Here is a 17,662-nt window from a genome sequence, read left to right as displayed (position 1 = left end):
CGCCGCGGGTGCGGCGCGCCACCTGAAGAGGACGTTGCATGACCTTGCTTTCGTTGCCGACGCTCGACGACCTGCGTATCGAGCCGGGGCTGCCCACCGTCGTGTCGCCGCGCGGCAACGACGGGATGTCGATCGACGACGTCGCGCCGCTGGCGCGCGAGATCGCGGCCGACACGCTCGAACGGGCGGGCGGCGTGCTGTTCACGGGCTTTCACGTGCCGTCGATCGACACGTTCCAGCAATTCGCGGCATCGTTCGGCGATCCGCTGATCGGCTATGAATACGCGTCGACGCCGCGCAGCCAGGTCGAAGGCGCGGTGTACACGTCGACCGAATACCCGCCGCACCGCGCGATTCCGCTGCACAACGAGCAGTCGTACACGCGCGAATGGCCGCTGCGGATCTGGTTCCACTGCGCGCTCGCCGCGCCGAAGGGCGGCGCGACGCCGATCGCGGACAGCCGCGCGGTGTACCGCGCACTCGATCCGGCGCTCGTCGCGCGCTTCGAGAAGCGCGAGCTGCTGTACGTGCGCAATTTCGGGCAGGGGCTCGATTTGCCGTGGCAGCAGTCGTTCGGCACCGACGAGCCGGCCGAGGTCGAGCGGATGTGTGCGGCGCGCGGCATCGACTGCGCATGGCGCACCGACGATGACGGCGAACTGCTGCTGCGCACGCGCGAACGCTGCCAGGCGGTCGCGCGCCATCCGCGCACGGGTGAGCGCGTATGGTTCAACCAGGCGAACCTGTTTCACCTGTCGGCGCTCGACGACGACATGCAGGAAGCGCTCGTCGACGCGGTCGGGCTCGAGAACGTGCCGCGCAACGTGTATTACGGCGACGGCGAACCGCTCGAGGCCGATGCGCTCGCCCAGATCCGCGGCGTGCTCGACCAGCAGCGCATCGTGTTCCCGTGGCGCACCGGCGACGTGCTGATGCTCGACAACATGCTGACCGCGCATGCACGCGACCCGTTCGAGGGGCCGCGCAAGGTCGTCGTCGCGATGGCGCAGAGTTACACGGTCCCGCGCGACCGAATGGAGGATTGATGACGCGTAGTACCGCCGCGCTTGCCGCGCGCGGGCTGTCGGTGGGATATCGCGACCATGTCGTGATCGACGGGCTGGACCTGTCGATCGCGGCCGGCCGCGTCACCGCGCTGTGCGGACCGAACGGCTGCGGCAAGAGCACGCTGCTGCGCACGCTGGCGGGCCTGCAGCCCGCGCGTGCCGGCCATGTCGACGTGAACGGCAAGCCGCTCGCGTCGTTTCGTCGTCGCGCGCTCGCGCGCGAGCTGACGATGCTCGCGCAGTTCAACCAGATTCCGTCGGGCCTCACGGTGCGCGAGCTCGTCGCGTACGGGCGCTATGCGTACGGCGGCTTCCTGCGCGGCCTGTCGCGGGTCGATCATGCGGCGATCGACGAGGCGCTCGAGACGAGCGGCCTTGCCGACGATGCGGAGCGCGACGTCGGTGCGCTGTCGGGCGGCGAACGCCAGCGCGCGTGGATCGCGATGGCGCTCGCACAGCAGGCGCCGATCGTGCTGCTCGACGAACCGACGACCTATCTCGACATTCATCACCAGCTCGACATCCTCGATGCGCTGCGTGCGCTGAACCGCGCGCGCGGGCTGACGATCGTGTGGGTGCTGCACGACCTGAACCAGGCGGCTGCATACAGCGACGAGATCGTGCTGATGCGCGCGGGCCGCCTCGTCGCGCAGGGCACGCCCGACGCGATGCTCGATCCGGCGCGGCTGCGTGCCGCGTTCGGCGTCGAGATGCTGAAGCTCGCGCATCCGCAGACGGGCGCGCCGATGTGCGTGCCGGCCTACGGGCCGTCGACCGACGGCGCGCCGCAGGCGGCCGGCGTTTTCGCCCGGGATCTCGCCGTATGACGACGTTCGCGATGCGCAAGCGCCTCGCGGCGACGGGCAAAGGGGCGACGACGGGGCGGGCCGGCGCGATCGCGTTCGGCCTCGTCGCGCTGATCGCGCTCCTTGCGGCGCTGCGGATCGCCCCCGATCTGCGCGTGTGGTGGGACGCGGCGCCCGGCAGCGATGCCGCGTCGCTCGCGCACGTATTCCTGTTCGACCTCAATCTGCCGCGCGTCGCGGCCGCGCTCGTCGCGGGCGGCTGCCTCGGCATCGCCGGCGCGCTGTTCCAGTCGCTCACGCGCAATCCGCTCGCGTCGCCCGACCTGCTCGGCGTGACGGGCGGCGCCCAGCTCGGCCTGCTCGCGGCGATGCTCGTGCCGGCGCTGGCGGGCGTCGCGTCGGTGCCGCTGCTGTTCGTGTGCGGGCTCGCTGCCGCCGCGTGCGCGATCGTCGCGGCAGGCGGCTGGCGCGCGACGCCGTTGCGGCTCGTGCTCGCGGGCAGCGTGTGCATGCTGCTGTTCGCCGCGCTGTCGACGCTCGTGCTCGCGTTCTTCGAGCAGAACATCGCGGGCGCCGCGCTGTGGACCAACGGCAGCCTGTACCAGCCGGGCGCGACGGGCCTCGCGCTCGCCGCGCGCTGGCTCGTCGTGCCGCTGGTCGCGCTGCCGTTCGTGATCCGGCCGCTGAATCCGCTCACGCTCGGCGACGACGCGGCGGCCGCGGCCGGCGTGCGCGTCGATGCGACGCGGCTCGCCGCGACGATCGTCGCGGTCGCGTTCACGAGCGTGGCCGTCAGTATCGCGGGCCCGCTGTCGTACGTCGGCCTCGTCGCGCCGAACCTGCTGCGCCAGGTGCGCGGTGCGCGTGCGGCGCGGCTCGGCGTGCTGGTGCCGCTGTCGGCGCTCGCCGGCGGCGCGCTCGTGCTCGTCACCGACAGCGCGGTGCTCGCGTCGGGCCTCGACGCGACGCTGTCGACCGGCGTCGCGATCGCGCTGGTCGGCACGCCGCTGATGCTCGCGATGATCCGGCGCGGCGCCGCATGGTCGGGCGTGCTGCATGCGGATGCCGAACGCACGGCGGGCGGCGGCTCGACGCGGCTCGTCGGCTGGCTCGAACGGCTCGGCTGGCCGCTGCGCACCGCGCTGTTCGTCGTGACGGGCGTGCTGGTGGTCCTGGTCGGCGTGTCGGCCGGCCCCGAGTGGCTGTCGCCCGCGCGCTGGTCGGCCGCGCTGTCCGGTCACGATGCGCTCGCGCGCATGCTGATCGACCTGCGCATGCCGCGCCTGCTGTGCGCGCTGCTCGCCGGCGCGTTGCTTGCGGTCAGCGGCGTCGCGATGCAAAGCGTCGTGCGCAATCCGCTCGCGGGCCCCGAAGTGCTCGGCGTCACGCAGGGCGCGGGGCTCGTCACGCTGTTCGCGTTGTCGACGTGGCCGCTGATGGGCCACGTGACACTTGCCGCCGCCGCGCTGATCGGCGGCGGGCTGTCGCTTGCGATCACACTCGCGCTGAATCACCGGCATCGCTACGCGCCGCTCGCGGTCGCGCTGACCGGCATCGTGATCGGCGCGTTGTGGACCACGCTCGCGCAATGGCTGATCACGCAGGAAAGCGTGCAGCCCGCGCGCTTCGTCGTGTGGCTCGTCGGCGGCACGTATGGCCGCAGTTGGGGCGAGGTGTCGATGCTGCTGCCGTGGTGCGTGCTCGCGGTGCCCGTATTCGCATGGCTCGCGAAACCGCTCGACATGCTCGCGCTCGGCGACGACCAGGCGGCCGCGCTCGGCCTGCCGGTCGCCGCGCTGCGGCCGCTCGCACTCACCATCGCGACGCTCGCCGCGTGCGCGGCCGTCGCGGCGGTCGGGCCGGTCGGCTTCATCGGGCTGATGGCGCCGCACGTCGCGACGATGCTCGGCGCGCGCCGGCATCGCACGCGGCTGTGGCTCGCAGCGGCGTGCGGCGCGCTGATCCTCGGCGTCGCGGATCTCGCGGCCCGCACCGTCGTCGCGCCGCGCGAAGTGCCGGCCGGCGTGCTGACCGCGCTGATCGGCGCGCCGTACCTGCTCGGGCTGCTGATTCTCGAGGGGCGCCGCGCCCGGCGCGCGGGGCGATGACGCCGGCGCTCGACGGCGCGCGCGCCGTGCGCTTTTCGGCGTTCGCGCCGCAACCGTTCGCCGAACACCTCGATGTCGTGTGGCTCGGCATACCCGACGATGCGCATGCGCCGGGCCGCACCGTCGTGCCCGTCAGCGCGTTGCCCGCGCACCTCGACGCCGTGCTCGGCGCGATGGTCGACCGTTACGGCGGCGATCCGGCGCAGCATGCACGCGCGCTGATGTCGCAATGGAGCAAATACTATTTCGGCCGCGCGGCGCCGGCCGGCGTCGTCGCCGCGCTGACGCTCGGCCGGCCGCTCGACATGACGCCCGAGCGCACGTTCGTCGCGCTCGACGACGGGATGCCGGCCGCGCTGTATTTCGCCAGCGATGCGCTCGGCGCGCCGTGCGACGATCCTGAGCCGCGCTATGCGGGGCTCGTCGCGCATCTCGGCGCGGTGATCGACCTGCTCGCGGCGATGGGCCGCGTCACGCCGCGCGTGCTGTGGAGCAACGCGGGCAATCTGCTCGACTATCTGCTCGATACCTGTCGTTCGTTGCCGTGCGCGGCCGATCCCGTCGGCGACGCGAACTGGCTGTTCGGGTCGACTTGCGTGCACGGCGAGCCGAATCCGCTGCGCGTGCCGGTGCGTGATGCCGTGCCGCGCTCGCCGCTGCTGCCGACGCCGTTTCGCGCGCGCCGCGTGTGCTGCCTGCGCTACGAAATTCCTGGAGAAACGCAACTGTGTGGAAGCTGCCCCCTGCTACTGACGATGGACGACGCGGCGCTGGCCGAGCAGGACGCGATCCGGTGACGCACGCCGGCCGCCGGCATGCACTCGGCGCACTCGCGGCTGCACTCGGCGCCGCATGTTGCGGCGCATTTTCCGCATCGGCGGCCGCTGTTTCCGTGGCTGGGGGCGCCGGCGGTACGCCAGGCGCCGTGTCGCTGGCCGGCAATCCCGTCGTGTCGCAGGCCAGCGCGAAGATGCCGGTGCGGCCGCAGCGCGTGGTCGCGCTCGACTTCATGTTCGCGGAAAGCGTGATCGCGCTCGACATCGTGCCGGTCGGGATGGCCGATACGGCGTTCTATCCGGGCTGGCTCGGCTACCGGAGCGAGCAGCTCGCGCACGTGACCGACATCGGCTCGCGGCAGGAGCCGGGGCTCGAGGCGATCGCGGCGGTCAAGCCGGACCTGATCATCGGTGTCGGTTTCCGGCATGCGCCGATCTTCGACGCGCTCGACCGGATCGCGCCGACGATCCTGTTCCAGTTCAGCCCGAACGTGTCGGAAGGCGGCGTGCCGGTCACGCAACTCGACTGGATGCGGCAGATCTTCCGGACGATCGGCGCGGTGACGGGGCGCGATGCTCGCGCGCTGGCGGTCGAAGCGCAACTCGACGCCGGCATCGCGCGCAATGCGGCGCGGCTCGCGGCCGCGGGCCGCCACGGCGAGCGTGTCGCGCTGCTGCAGGATCTCGGCTTGCCCGATCGTTACTGGGCCTATACGGGCAACAGCACGTCCGCGGGCCTCGCGCGGGCGCTCGGGCTCGATCCGTGGCCGAAGAAGCCGACGCGGGAAGGCACGCTGTACGTGACGTCGGCCGATCTGCTGCGGCAGCGCGACCTCGCCGTGCTGTTCGTGACCGCGTCGGGGATGGACGTGCCGTTGTCGGGCAAACTCGATTCGCCGGTGTGGCGTTTCGTGCCCGCGCTGAAGGCGCACCGGATCGCGCTGATCGAGCGCAACATCTGGGGGTTCGGCGGCCCGATGTCGGCACTGAAGCTGGCCGACGTGATGACCGATACGATGTTGAAGCTGCCGGCCGTGCGCTGAGCGGCGAACGATGCCGCGTTGACGGGCAGGGCGTTGTGATCGGCCTGACGACGAGCGGCTTCCGCCTTTCCTTTTCGCCACACATCAGTTCAATTCCCTGCTGAAACGACAATCGCCGACACACTGCCAATTGCAGCGTGTCGGCGATTTTTTCCATCGACTGTCGTCGTGTTACGCGCTCAGCGCATCGACGCCATCCTGCGCACGCTGGCGCGCCGGTTGCGTGTCGCTGACGATGCGCCCGTTGTCGAGTTTCAGCAGACGGTCGGCGAGATCGAAGTAGCGGTCGTCGTGCGTGATCACGATCACGGCCTTGCCGCGTGCGCGCAGCTCCGGCAGCAGTTGCTCGTAGAACACGGCCTTGAACGACGGATCCTGGTCGGCCGCCCATTCGTCGAACAGGTAGAACGGACGATCCTCCAGGTACGCGACGACGAGCGCGAGCCGCTTGCGCTGCCCGGTCGACAGCGCGCGCGTCGAGAACGCGCCGTCGACCACCTTCACCTTGTGGTCGAGCGCGAGTTTCGCGACGAGCGCGTTCGCCCGCGCATCGGCCTGCGCACGCGACGGATCGTCGGGGTCGACGATGCCGAGCAGCGCATCGAACAGGTGGAAATCGTTGAACACCGCGCTGAAGCGCTGCCGGTAGGCCGCGCGCTCGCGCCAGCCGATCGTGCGGCCGTCGACCTCGATCGTGCCTTGCTCGGGCTCGTAGAGCCCCGTCAGCACCTTCGCGAGCGTCGTCTTGCCGCTGCCGTTGCCGCCGACGATGAACACGAGCTCGCCCGGCTTGATCGTCAGGTCGATCGGCCCGATGCTGAACATCCGTTCGTCGCGCTCGTGGAAATACGCGTGCGTGACGCCGCGCAGCGTGACGGCGCCGGCCGGCGGCACGTCGGGCGCATCGGCCGCGGGCGGCACCGTGCGCAGCGCGCCGAATTCGGCCATCACGCCTTCGATCCGCGTGAGCGACACGCGCGCCGCGTTGACGGTCGGCAAGTTGTTCAGCAGGCCGTCGAGCGGCACGAGCATGAACAGGAACACGACGACGTAGCCGGCGGCCGTGGCCGGGTCGGCATGCACGCCGAGCTGCGGCCAGAACGACGCGACGCCGAGGAACACGTAGAACAGGAAGATGATCCAGCCGACCCCGACCGCATACGCGCTGAACGCGCGACGGCGGTGGTCGCGCACCTCGCCGATCGTGGCGCCGAGCTGGCCGTCGACGAACTGGCGGGCGCGCGCATCGTGCAGCTTCAGCTCCTTCGCGCCGGAGAACAGCGAGCCGAGATAGCCGAACAGGCGGTCCTGCGCCTGCCCGGCGGCTTCGAGCGCCGCGATCGCGCGGCGGTCGCCGGTGTGATAGCCGAGCGAGCCGGCGATGATCGCGGCGAGCGCCAGCAGGCACACGGGCCAGGACAGCCACGCCAGATAGCCGAGGCAGCCGAACACGATCGAGCCGTGCATGACCAGGTTCGGCAGCGCGAAGAACAGCATCGACACGTTGGTCGCGTCGTCGGTCAGCACCGACTGCACGGGCGCGGCGCCGATCCGTTCGATGTCGCGCAGTTCGGCTGCGCCGACGCGCCGCGCCAGATGCACGCGCAGCCGCGCCATCGTGTCCTGCGACAGGCGGGCAAACAGCGTGCCGGACACGATCCGCGTGACGAGCGCGATCACCGCGCACAGCGCGAAGCGCCACGCGAGCGCTGCGTCGGCGGCGCCCGGTTGCGACAGCGCGCGGTTCAGCGTCGCGACGAGCAGCACGCTCGCGACACCGTTCAGCACGCACGCGGTGAGCGCCAGCGTGAGCGACACGCGGCTTTCGCGCAGCAGTGCAAGGATCAGGCGCGCCGCGGGGCGGCCGGGGGAAGCGTCGAGGGACGGCGGGGAAGAGGGCTCGTGGGCGGCTGTCATCGGCAACGTCGGTAAAGGGAAGGCAGGCAATAACGCGAAAAACGGCGAATCTGACGCGAAAGCGGCGGGCGGGGCGAACCCCGTTGCGGCTTTCCTCCCTGATAGACGAACGGGCCGCGCAAATATTTAGCCCCATCGTCAAAAAAACCGGTCGCGCGCGCTTTGCGTGCAAAACGGTAAAAAATCGGCCGCGTCGTTCGTCACACCAGTGAAGCCGCCCCAAGCGGCCCCGAGACTTGGCCGAAGCGGCCGGACCGAAGGACTTCATGCACATGACGAGTTTCCCGACTGCGCTGCATCACCGAATCCGCGAACTGGCGCGCATCGCGCCCGACGCACCCGCCATCGCGGTGCCTTTTCAGAACGACCTGCGGCTGTCGCGCGGTGCGCTCGACGCACGTGCATCGCAACTCGCCCGGCAACTGCGTGCGGCCGGCGTCGGCGCCGAAGTGCGGGTCGGCGTGTGCGTCGAGCGTTCGTGCGAACTGTTCGTCGCGCTGCTCGCCGTGCTCAAGGCGGGCGGCGTGTTCGTGCCGCTCGATCCGCGCCATCCGGCCGCGCGCCTCGACTGGATCGTGCAGGACGCGCAACTGCGGCACGGCATCGTCGACGCCGCCGGCCGCGCGGCGCTCGGCACGCCGTTCGAACACGCGTTCGACGCGACGGCGGAAGCATCGGGCGTCGCGCAGGAGGACGCGCTCGATGACGACACAGTGGCCGTGCACCCGCGTTCGGCCGCGTACATGATCTATACGTCGGGTTCGACCGGCACGCCGAAGGCGGTGGTCGTCGAGCACGGGCCGCTCGCCGCGCATTGCGACGCGCTCGCGGCCGCGCTGCCGATCGAGGCCGGCGACCGTCTGCTGCATTTCGCGTCGGTCAATTTCGACGCCGCGCACGAATGCTGGCTCGCGCCGCTCGCGGTCGGCGCCGGCATCGTCGTCGCGCCGCCGCAGCCGTTCGCACCGGACGCCGCGCATGCGCTGATGGTGCGCGAAGCGGTCAACGTCGCGGCATTTCCGCCTGCGTACCTGCGCGAATTCGCGGCCGTCGCCGCGCGCGACGGCGTGCCGCCGGCATTGCGCGTGCTCGCGTTCGGCGGCGAAGCGCTGCCGCAGCAGGCGTTCGAATTCGTGCGCCGCACGTTCCCGGCAGTCCGCCTGATCAACGGCTACGGGCCGACCGAGGCCGTGATCTCGCCGATGCTGTGGCCGGTCGAGCCGGGCGAGACGCCGGTGCTGGCCGCGGACGACGCGTATGCGTCATTGCCGATCGGCCGCGTGATCGGCCCGCGTGTCGCACGCATCGACGGCGCCGAAGCCGATGGCGTGGGCGAACTGCTGCTCGGCGGCGTCTGCGTCGCACGCGGTTATCACGGTCGCCCGGCGCTCACGGCCGAACGTTTCATTCCCGATGCGGACGGCGAACCCGGCGCGCGCGTCTATCGTACCGGCGATCTTGCACGCCTGCGCGACGACGGCGCATACGACTATTTGGGCCGCCTCGACGATCAGGTCCAGGTGCGCGGTGTGCGCGTGGAGCCGGCGGAAATCGCCGCGTGCCTGCGCTCGCATCCGGCCGTGGCCGACGCGGCCGTGGTGGCCGAAAGCGCCAACGGGCCGACGCGGCTGATCGCATGCGTCGCGCTGCGCGCGGCGGCCGACGATGCCGCATTGAAGGCGCACGTGGCCGCGCAATTGCCGGCCGCCTGGCAGCCGCACCGGTTCGTGCGTTGCGATACGCTGCCGTACACGCTGAACGGCAAGCTCGACCGTGCCGCGCTGCGCGAGCGGATTGCCGCCGCACGCGACACGACGCAAGCCGCTGGCGATGCGCCGCGCACACCGACCGAACAACAGATCGCCGGCCTGTGGCAGACGCTGCTGGGCCTCGACGTCACGCCGTCGCGCGACGATCGCTTCTTCGCGCTGGGCGCCGATTCGCTCGCCGCGATGCAGTTGCAGGCCGCGATCCGTGCGGCCGTGCGCGTGAACCTGCGGCTCGATACGCTGTTCGCCGACCCGGCGCTCGCCGAACTGGCCGAAACGGTCGATCGCGCGGAACGCGAGACCGGCGAACCGCTGGTCACGATCGCCGCGCGCCGCGCGCCGGCCGATGCGGCCGCGTCGGATGCGCCGTACATCGATCGTGCGGCATCGCTCGCACAGCAACGCTTCTGGGTGCTCGCGCAAACGCGCGACGCAAGCGCCGCGTATCACATCGCCGCGCACTGGACGATCGACGGCGTGCTCGACCGCGACGCGCTGCAGCGTGCGCTCGATCACGTGATCGGTCGCCACGAAGCATGGCGCACGACGCTCGTCGACAACGACGACGGCGTCGTGATGCAGCGGATTCATGCGCATCTGCCGGTGTCGATCGGCGCTGTCGACCTGCGCGACCAGCCGCCGGCCGCCCGCGATGCGCACGCCGCGCGTCTCGCCGAGCGCGACGCGGCCGAGCCATTCGACCTCGCGCGCGGCCCGCTGCTGCGCGCGACGCTAATTGTGCTCGCTGACGATCGCCACCGCCTGCTGCTGACCGCGCACCACGCGATCACCGACGGCTGGAGCTCGCGCTGCGCGTTCGACGAACTGTCGGCCGCGTACCGCGCATATGCCGAAGGCCGCGAACCGTCGCTGCCCGCATTGCCGATCCAGTACGCCGACTATGCGGACTGGCAGCGCGACATGCTGGCCGGCGGCGAGGGCGAGCGTCAGCTCGACTACTGGCGCGGCGCGTTGCGCGACGTGCCGGGCCCGCTCGCGCTGCCGGTCGACCGCCAGCCGGGCGCGGCGCGCACGCTGCACGGCGCGCGCGTGTCGGTGCGCCTGCCCGATGCGGTCGCGGCCGACGTGCGGCAACTCGCACGCGACGCACAGGCGACCGTCTTCACGGTGTTGCTGGCCGCGCTCGACGCATGGCTGTCGCGCCTGACCGGCGAAATGGATGTCGTCGTCGCGGTGCCGGTCGCGCATCGCCAGCGCCCCGAAACGCGTGCGTTGCTGGGCCTTTTCCTGAATACGGTCGCGCTGCGCGTCCGCGTGGCGCCGACGCTGCCGTTCCGTGCGCTCGTCGACGCGGCGCGCACCGCGGCGCTCGACGCGGTTGCGCACCAGGACGTGCCGTTCGAGCGCGTGGTCGACGCGGTGAAGCCGCCCGTCAAGCGCGGCGACGAATGGCTGCGCGTGAAGTTCGCGCAGCAGTTCGATGCACGGCACGACAGCGTGCTGCCGGACGCCACGGCGGTCGCGACGCCGGGGCCGGATCTCGCCGCGCGCTTCGACTTCGCGCTGGATTTCACCGACGACGCGAACGGGATCGAACTGGTCGCGGCCTATGCGACCGACTGCATCGATGCCGATACCGCGCGTGCATGGCTCGACAGCTATGCGGCGCTCGTCGGCGCGGCCGCGCACGATCCGCAGCACACGACGGCCGCGCTGCCGTGCGATGCGTCGGCTGCGTCGCGCCAGCCACGCGACGGCCGCGCGCGGCGCGTCGAACATGCCGACATCGTCGCCGCCTTCGCACGGCAGGCGGCCGCGTATCCGCATCGTGTCGCGCTTGCCGACGCATCGGCATCGCTGACGTTCGCCGAGCTCGACGACGCATCGAACCGCATCGCGCGGGCGCTGACGCAACGCGGCGTGGCCGCCGAAGCGGCCGTCGTCGTCTGCATCGAGCGTTCGGCGCGTTTCGTCGTCGGCCTGCTCGGCGCGCTGAAAGCCGGCGCGCTGGCCGTGCTGCTCGACCCCGCGCAGCCGGCCGCGCGCCTTGCCGCGGCGGCTGCCGACTGCGGCGCGCGCTGGGCGCTCGTCGCGGAGCCGGCCGCGTGGCCGGCCGGCATCGACGCGCAGCCGCTCGACGTCGACGCGCTCGCGCAGGACGCGACGCTCGCCCATGCGGCCGGCGTGCGCGTCGTGCCGCACCCGGAACAGGGCGCGTACCTGATCTACACGTCGGGCTCGACCGGCACGCCGAAGGGCGTCGTCGTCTCGCACGGCGCGCTGGCCGACTACGTGCAGGGGATGCTCGACGAACTCGCGTTCGCGCCGGACGCGTCGTTCGCGATGGTATCGACCGTCGCGGCCGACCTGGGCCACACGACGCTGTTCGGCGCGTTGTGTGCAGGCCGCACACTGCACCTGCTGCCGGCCGCGTGCGCATTCGATCCGGACCTGTTCGCCGACGAAATGCGCCGCCGTGAAGTGGGCGTGCTGAAGATCGTGCCGAGCCACCTGCAAGCGCTGCTCGATGCGCGCGTGCCGGCCGACGTGCTGCCGCGCCATGCGCTCGTGACGGGTGGCGAGACGCTCACGTGGGCGCTCGTCGCGCGCCTGGCCGCGCTTGCGCCGGCCTGCCGCGTGATCAACCATTACGGGCCGACCGAAGCGACGGTCGGCGCGATCGCATGCGACACGGCGTCGATTGCCGCCGACGCGCGCGATCCCGCGAGCGGCGTGCCGCTCGGCCTGCCGCTGCCGAATGCGCGCGCGTTGGTGCTCGACGCGTTCGGCGCCTGCGTGCCGGCCGGCGCGACGGGCGAGCTGTATCTCGGCGGGCCGGGCGTCGCGCGCGGCTATCTCGGGCGTCCGGCGCAAACGGCCGAGCGCTTCGTACCCGATCCATTCACGCCGGGCGCACGGCTGTATCGCACCGGCGACCGCGTGCGGTTGCGTACGGACGGCCGCCTCGCATTCCTCGGCCGTATCGACGATCAGGTGAAGATTCGCGGCTACCGCGTCGAGCCGGGCGAGGTGAGTGCGGCCGTGCGCGCGGCCGGCCCGATCGCGCAGGCCGAAACGCTCGCGATCGAACACGATGGCCGTCTGCGGCTCGCGACGTTCGTCGTGATGCGCGACGGCGTGGCGTTCGACGAAGCCGCGGTGCGCGCCGCGCTCGCCGCGACGCTGCCCGACTACATGGTGCCCGCGCAGTTCGTCGCACTCGCGCGCCTGGCGGTGACGGTGAACGGCAAGATCGACCGCGCGGCATTGCGCGAACGGGCGGCCGTGCCGGTCGCGGTCGCGTCAGGCGATGCGCCGCAGGGCGCGGTCGAGACGGTGCTCGCCGATGTCTGGCAGGCCGTGCTGAAGGCGCCGAAGGTCGGCCGCGACGACAACTTCTTCGAACTCGGCGGCGATTCGATCCTCGTGTTGCAGGTGATCGCCCGTGCGCGCAAGCGCGGCGTGCGCTTCACGCCGAAGCAGCTGTTCGACGGGCCGACCGTTGCCGAACTTGCACGCATCGCGAAAACGGACGACACGGCCGTTGCCACGCAGCAGCCTGCGAGCACGGTCGGAACGGCAAATGCGACACCGACTGCCATGCCGGTCCTGACGCCCGCCCAGCAGCGCTTCTTCGCGCTCGATATCCCGCACCGCGGCCACTGGAACCAGTCGGTGTCGTTCGATGTGCGCGGCGCGTTCGACGCGGACGCATTCGCACACGCATTCGACGCGTTGCTCACGCATCACGACGCATTCCGTCAGCGCTTCGCACGCAGCGCGGACGGCACGTGGCACGCGAGCGATGCGGCGAAGCCGTATGAAGCGCTGCCGTTCGTCGAAGTCCCCGCACGCGACGAAGCCGACGCGCTGGCACGCTTCGACGCGCTGCAACGCCGTCTCGACCTCGGCCGCGGGCCGCTCGCCTGCGCGTGCGCGGCACGGCTGCCGGACGGTTCGACACGACTTTATCTCGCGATTCACCATGCGATCGTCGACGGTGTGTCGTGGCGGATCCTGCTCGACGACCTCGACACTGCCTATCGCGCGGCATGCGAGCGCACGCCGGTCCGTCTGTCGCCACCGGGCCTGCGCGCGGACGCATGGGCCGCACGGCTCGCCCGCGCGGCAACGGAGCCGACGTCGCCGTTCTCGGGCGAGGCCGCTTATTGGGCCGGCATGGCGCAGGGCGACGACATCGTGCCCGATCATCCCGACGCAGTGGCGACGAACGCCGATGCGGCCGTCGTCGTGCAGACGATCGACGCGGCATTGACCCGCGCCGCACTGACCGACGCGCACGCGGCCTATCGCACGCAGACGATCGAACTGCTCGGCGCGGCGCTCGCGCTGGCGCTGGCCGGCGCGCGCGGCGCCGCATCGTGCCGGGTCGAACTGGAAGGACACGGCCGCGAAGCGCTGTTCGACGACGCGGATGCCAGCCGCACGATCGGCTGGCTGACGAGCCACTACCCGGTGACGCTGCCGGTCGAAGCGACGGCCCGCGACACGCTGTGCGCGGTCAAGGACGCGCTGCGCGCGGTGCCGCACAAGGGGCTCGGCTTCGGCGTGCTCGCGCACCATGGCGATACGGCCACGCGCGCGGCGCTGGCCGCCGTGCCGCGCCCGCGCGTCACGTTCAACTATCTCGGCCAGTTCGACGCGCCGCGCGATGCGACGCTCGTCCCGCGTTTCGGCGGCACCGGTGTCGAGCGCGATCCTCAAGGACCGCTCGGCAATACGCTCGCGATCCATGCGTACCTCGACACGGACGGCGACGGCGCGCGCACGCTGAAGGTTCACTGGGTCTACGGTGCGCCGCAATTCGAACGCGCGACGATCGACGCGTTCGCCGAACGCTTCGCGGCCGAGCTGCGCGAACTCGTCGACGCATGCGTATCGCGCGTCGCGCATCGCGGCGCCGGCGCGACGCCGGGCGATTTCCCGCTCGCGCAGGCCGCCGGCCTCACGCAGGCCGCGATCGAACGCGCGCCGCTCGACTGGCGCACGATCGACGACGTCTATCCGCTGTCGCCGATGCAGCAGGGCATCCTGTTCCATGCGCTGTTCGCGCCCGGCCACGCGAGCTACGTGAACCAGCTCGTCGCGACCGCAACGGCGCTCGACGCCGACCGGCTTGCGGCCGCGTTCGACGCGTCGGTCGCGCGTCACGACATCCTGCGCACGAGCGTGATGCCGGATGAAGCCGCGCCGCTGCAGTGCGTGCATCGTCACGCGCAAATGCCGGTCGAGCAGCTCGACTGGCGCACGCGCGGCGACACGCTCGACGCCGATTTCGACGCGTGGCTCGCGGCCGACCGCACGCGCGGCTTCGACTGGCGCGAGCCGCCGCTGATGCGGCTCACGCTGATCCGCGTGACGGACGATGCATGGCGCGTCGTATGGACGCGTCACCACGTGCTGCTCGACGGCTGGAGCACCGCGCGCCTGCTCGCCGACGTGCTGCGCGACTACCGCGAGCCGGACGCCGTGTCGCCGTTCGCGAGCCGCCCGGCGCTGCGCTACCGCGACTTCATCGCGTGGCTCGGCACGCGCGACCGCGACGCCGACGAGCGCTTCTGGACCGACCGCCTGGCGCGTCTCGACGCGCCGACGCTGATCGCGGAACGCACGGCCGACCGCGCGGATGCCGAGATGGTCACGTGGCGCGCGACGCTCGATGCCGACACGACGGCGCGCGTCGCGCAGGCCGCCCGCGCGCTGAAACTGACTGTCAACACGCTGGTGCAGGGCGCATGGGCGCTCGCGCTGCAGCGGATGACGCACCAGCCGGCCGTCGCGTTCGGCGCGACCGTCGCGGGCCGTCCCGATGCGCTCGCGGACGTCGACTCGGTACTGGGTCTTTTCATCAACACGCTGCCGGTCATCACCGCGCCGGCGCCGCAGCAACGTGCGGCCGACTGGCTGCAAACGCTGCAACGCGAGAACGCGGCCGCCGCCGAACACGCGCACACGCCGCTCGCCGATATCCAGCGCTGGGCGCGCGGGTCGGGCGGCGCACTGTTCGATACGCTGGTCGTGTTCGAGAACTATCCGGTGGACGACATCGCGCGTGACGCCGATCCGCGCGCACTGGCGTTGAGCGGCGTACGCAGCATCGAAGCGACCGATTTCGCGCTGACGCTCGTGATCGAAAGCGGCGCCGAACTGACGATCGACTACGGCTACGACACCGCACGCGTCGACGCGCGTCAGGTCGAGACCTGGCATCGCGCGTTCGCTTGCGCACTCGATGCACTGGCCCGTACGCCGGACGCGTTGCTCGGCACGCTGTCGATCGCCGACGATGCGACCCGCGAGGCGCTGGTGCGCGCGCAGGACACCGCGCGTACCTGGCCGACCGAACAACGGCAGCCGCTGCACCTGCAATTCGCCGATGCGGCACGGGCGACGCCCGACGCGATCGCGCTCGAATACGCGGACGCTCACGGCCGCGTGCAGCGCGCGACCTATCGCGAACTCGACGCCGCTACGTCGCGGATCGCCGCCGCGCTGCGCCGGCGCGGCGTGCGGTCCGATACGCCCGTCGCGCTGTGCGTTGAGCGCTCGTTCGACATGGTGATGGCGCTCGTCGGCGTGCTGAAGGCCGGCGCCGCGTACCTGCCGGTCGATCCCGACTATCCGGCCGAGCGCATTGCGTATCTGCTGCGCGACGCGCGGCCGGCCGTCGCGATCACGCAGGCGCATCTGCGCGAGCAGGTCGAGGCCGCGCTGGGCGAGGGCGCCGATACGCAACTCTTGACGGTCGCGGACCTGTTGGCCGACGAAGCGGACGATGTCGACGATGAAACCGCCGCGATCGACGACGCGCAGCTCGCGTACTTGATCTACACGTCCGGCTCGACCGGCAAGCCGAAGGGCGCCGGCAATACGCATGGCGCGCTCGCGAACCGGATCGCATGGATGCAGCACGCGTACCGGCTGACGCGCGACGACGTCGTGCTGCACAAGACGCCGTTCGGCTTCGACGTGTCGGTGTGGGAATTCGTGTGGCCGCTCGCGATCGGCGCGAAGCTCGCGATCGCCGCGCCGGGCGATCACCGTGACCCGGCGCGCCTGGCCGCCGCGATCCACGCGCACGGCGTGACGGTGTTGCATTTCGTACCGTCGATGCTCGCCGCGTTCGCCGCGCATCTCGACGATTTCTCGGCCGCCGCGCAATGCGACAGCGTGCGCCTGATCGTCGCGAGCGGGGAGGCGCTGGCGCCCGAACTCGTTGCGAAGATGGCGCGCCTCTTGCCGAACGCGACGCTCGTGAACCTGTACGGGCCGACCGAAGCCGCGATCGACGTGTCGCACTGGACCTGCGGCCCCGACGACGCGCACGCGGTCGCGGTGCCGATCGGCCATCCGATCGCGAACCTGCAACTGCACGTGCTCGATGCCGCGTGGCAGCCGGTGCCGGCCGGCGCGACCGGCGAACTGTATCTCGCGGGCGCGGGCCTCGCGCGCGGCTATCTCGGCCGTCCCGCGCTGACCGCCGAGCGTTTCGTGCCCGATCCGTTCGTGCCGGGCGCCCGCATGTACCGCACCGGCGACCTCGCACGCCGGCGCGCGGACGGCGCGCTCGACTACCTCGGCCGTGTCGACACGCAGGTGAAGCTGCGCGGCCAGCGGATCGAGCCGGGCGAAATCGAGGCGCTGCTGCGCGCGGCGCCGGGCGTCAACGATGCGGTCGTGATCGTGCGCGACGAGCAACTGGTCGGCTATGTCGCCCGCGGCGATGCAGGCCCGCTCGATCGTGCGGCGCTGCTCGACGCGCTGCGCGCGCAACTGCCGGCGTACATGGTGCCGTCGCAACTGATCGAGCTCGATGCATTGCCCGTCACGCCGAACGGCAAGTGCGACCGCCATGCGCTGCCCGCGCCGGTACGCGAAGCGACTGAAGCCGTCGAACTCGCGACCGATACCGAGCGCGCGCTCGCCGACATCTGGCAGCGCGTGCTGCACGTGGACGCGATTGGCCGCGACGGCGATTTCTTCCTGCTCGGCGGCCACTCGCTGCTCGCGACGCAGGCCCACGCGCAGGCGAACCTGCACTGGGGGCTCGCGCTGCCGCTGCGCACGCTGTTCGACACGCGCACGCTGGCGCGCTGCGCGGAAGCGATCGACGCGGCCTGCGCGGCACGCGGCGCGACCGATGCGGCGAGCGCGATCGACGCGCTGCTCGGCGAACTGGAAACCCAATAAGGAC

The 17,662-nt window shown here is 71.5% G+C and carries 7 protein-coding genes; 6 read left to right on the top strand and 1 reads right to left on the bottom strand.

Annotation, left to right across the window (positions count from 1 at the left end; genetic code table 11):
• Nucleotides 1-38: 38 nt before the first annotated feature.
• Genes HWW87_RS07960 through HWW87_RS07940 form a run of 5 tightly spaced genes read left to right on the top strand, consistent with a single transcriptional unit; the run spans nucleotide 39 to nucleotide 5,800 of the window.
• Entirely contained in the window at nucleotides 39-1,046 is a 1,008-nt protein-coding gene (locus HWW87_RS07960; RefSeq protein ID WP_175819865.1) for a TauD/TfdA family dioxygenase, read from the top strand.
• On the top strand, nucleotides 1,046-1,894 hold the full coding sequence (locus HWW87_RS07955) for an ABC transporter ATP-binding protein (protein WP_175819864.1): 849 nt from the start codon (nucleotides 1,046-1,048) through the stop codon (nucleotides 1,892-1,894). The genes HWW87_RS07960 and HWW87_RS07955 overlap by 1 nt, the downstream gene beginning before the upstream one ends.
• Nucleotides 1,891-3,981 carry a Fe(3+)-hydroxamate ABC transporter permease FhuB gene (gene fhuB / locus HWW87_RS07950; protein WP_175819863.1) on the top strand — a complete coding sequence of 697 codons (2,091 nt, stop codon included), beginning with the start codon at nucleotides 1,891-1,893 and terminating at the stop codon, nucleotides 3,979-3,981. The genes HWW87_RS07955 and fhuB overlap by 4 nt, the downstream gene beginning before the upstream one ends.
• Complete coding sequence (gene fhuF, locus HWW87_RS07945; RefSeq protein ID WP_175819862.1) at nucleotides 3,978-4,778, top strand: siderophore-iron reductase FhuF; 801 nt, start codon at nucleotides 3,978-3,980, stop codon at nucleotides 4,776-4,778. The genes fhuB and fhuF overlap by 4 nt, the downstream gene beginning before the upstream one ends.
• Nucleotides 4,775-5,800, top strand: coding sequence for an iron-siderophore ABC transporter substrate-binding protein (locus tag HWW87_RS07940; protein ID WP_175819861.1), 1,026 nt, complete (start codon nucleotides 4,775-4,777; stop codon nucleotides 5,798-5,800). The genes fhuF and HWW87_RS07940 overlap by 4 nt, the downstream gene beginning before the upstream one ends.
• Nucleotides 5,801-5,971: 171 nt before the next feature.
• Here HWW87_RS07940 and HWW87_RS07935 read toward each other — a convergent pair whose 3' ends face one another.
• Nucleotides 5,972-7,717, bottom strand: a complete 1,746-nt coding sequence (locus HWW87_RS07935) for a cyclic peptide export ABC transporter (protein ID WP_175819860.1) — start codon at nucleotides 7,715-7,717, stop codon at nucleotides 5,972-5,974.
• Nucleotides 7,718-7,989: 272 nt separating this feature from the next.
• Here HWW87_RS07935 and HWW87_RS07930 point away from each other — a divergent pair, with 272 nt between their 5' ends.
• Nucleotides 7,990-17,658, top strand: coding sequence for a non-ribosomal peptide synthetase (locus HWW87_RS07930; protein ID WP_175819859.1), 9,669 nt, complete (start codon nucleotides 7,990-7,992; stop codon nucleotides 17,656-17,658).
• The last annotated feature ends 4 nt before the right edge of the window (nucleotides 17,659-17,662 follow it).

The sequence above is a fragment of the Burkholderia sp. BCC0419 genome (assembly GCF_902830285.1).
In the GTDB taxonomy this organism is placed as follows: Bacteria; Pseudomonadota; Gammaproteobacteria; order Burkholderiales; family Burkholderiaceae; genus Burkholderia.
This window is presented reverse-complemented; position numbering and strand designations above follow the sequence as displayed.

What these genes read in the sequence shown, in the direction of transcription:
- fhuF (WP_175819862.1), top strand. Translation starts at nt 3,978, where the DNA reads ATGACGCCGGCGCTCGACGGCGCGCGCGCCGTGCGCTTTTCGGCGTTC.
- fhuB (WP_175819863.1), top strand. Translation starts at nt 1,891, where the DNA reads ATGACGACGTTCGCGATGCGCAAGCGCCTCGCGGCGACGGGCAAAGGG.
- HWW87_RS07960 (WP_175819865.1), top strand. Translation starts at nt 39, where the DNA reads ATGACCTTGCTTTCGTTGCCGACGCTCGACGACCTGCGTATCGAGCCG.
- HWW87_RS07955 (WP_175819864.1), top strand. Translation starts at nt 1,046, where the DNA reads ATGACGCGTAGTACCGCCGCGCTTGCCGCGCGCGGGCTGTCGGTGGGA.
- HWW87_RS07935 (WP_175819860.1), bottom strand. Translation starts at nt 7,717, where the DNA reads ATGACAGCCGCCCACGAGCCCTCTTCCCCGCCGTCCCTCGACGCTTCC.
- HWW87_RS07930 (WP_175819859.1), top strand. Translation starts at nt 7,990, where the DNA reads ATGACGAGTTTCCCGACTGCGCTGCATCACCGAATCCGCGAACTGGCG.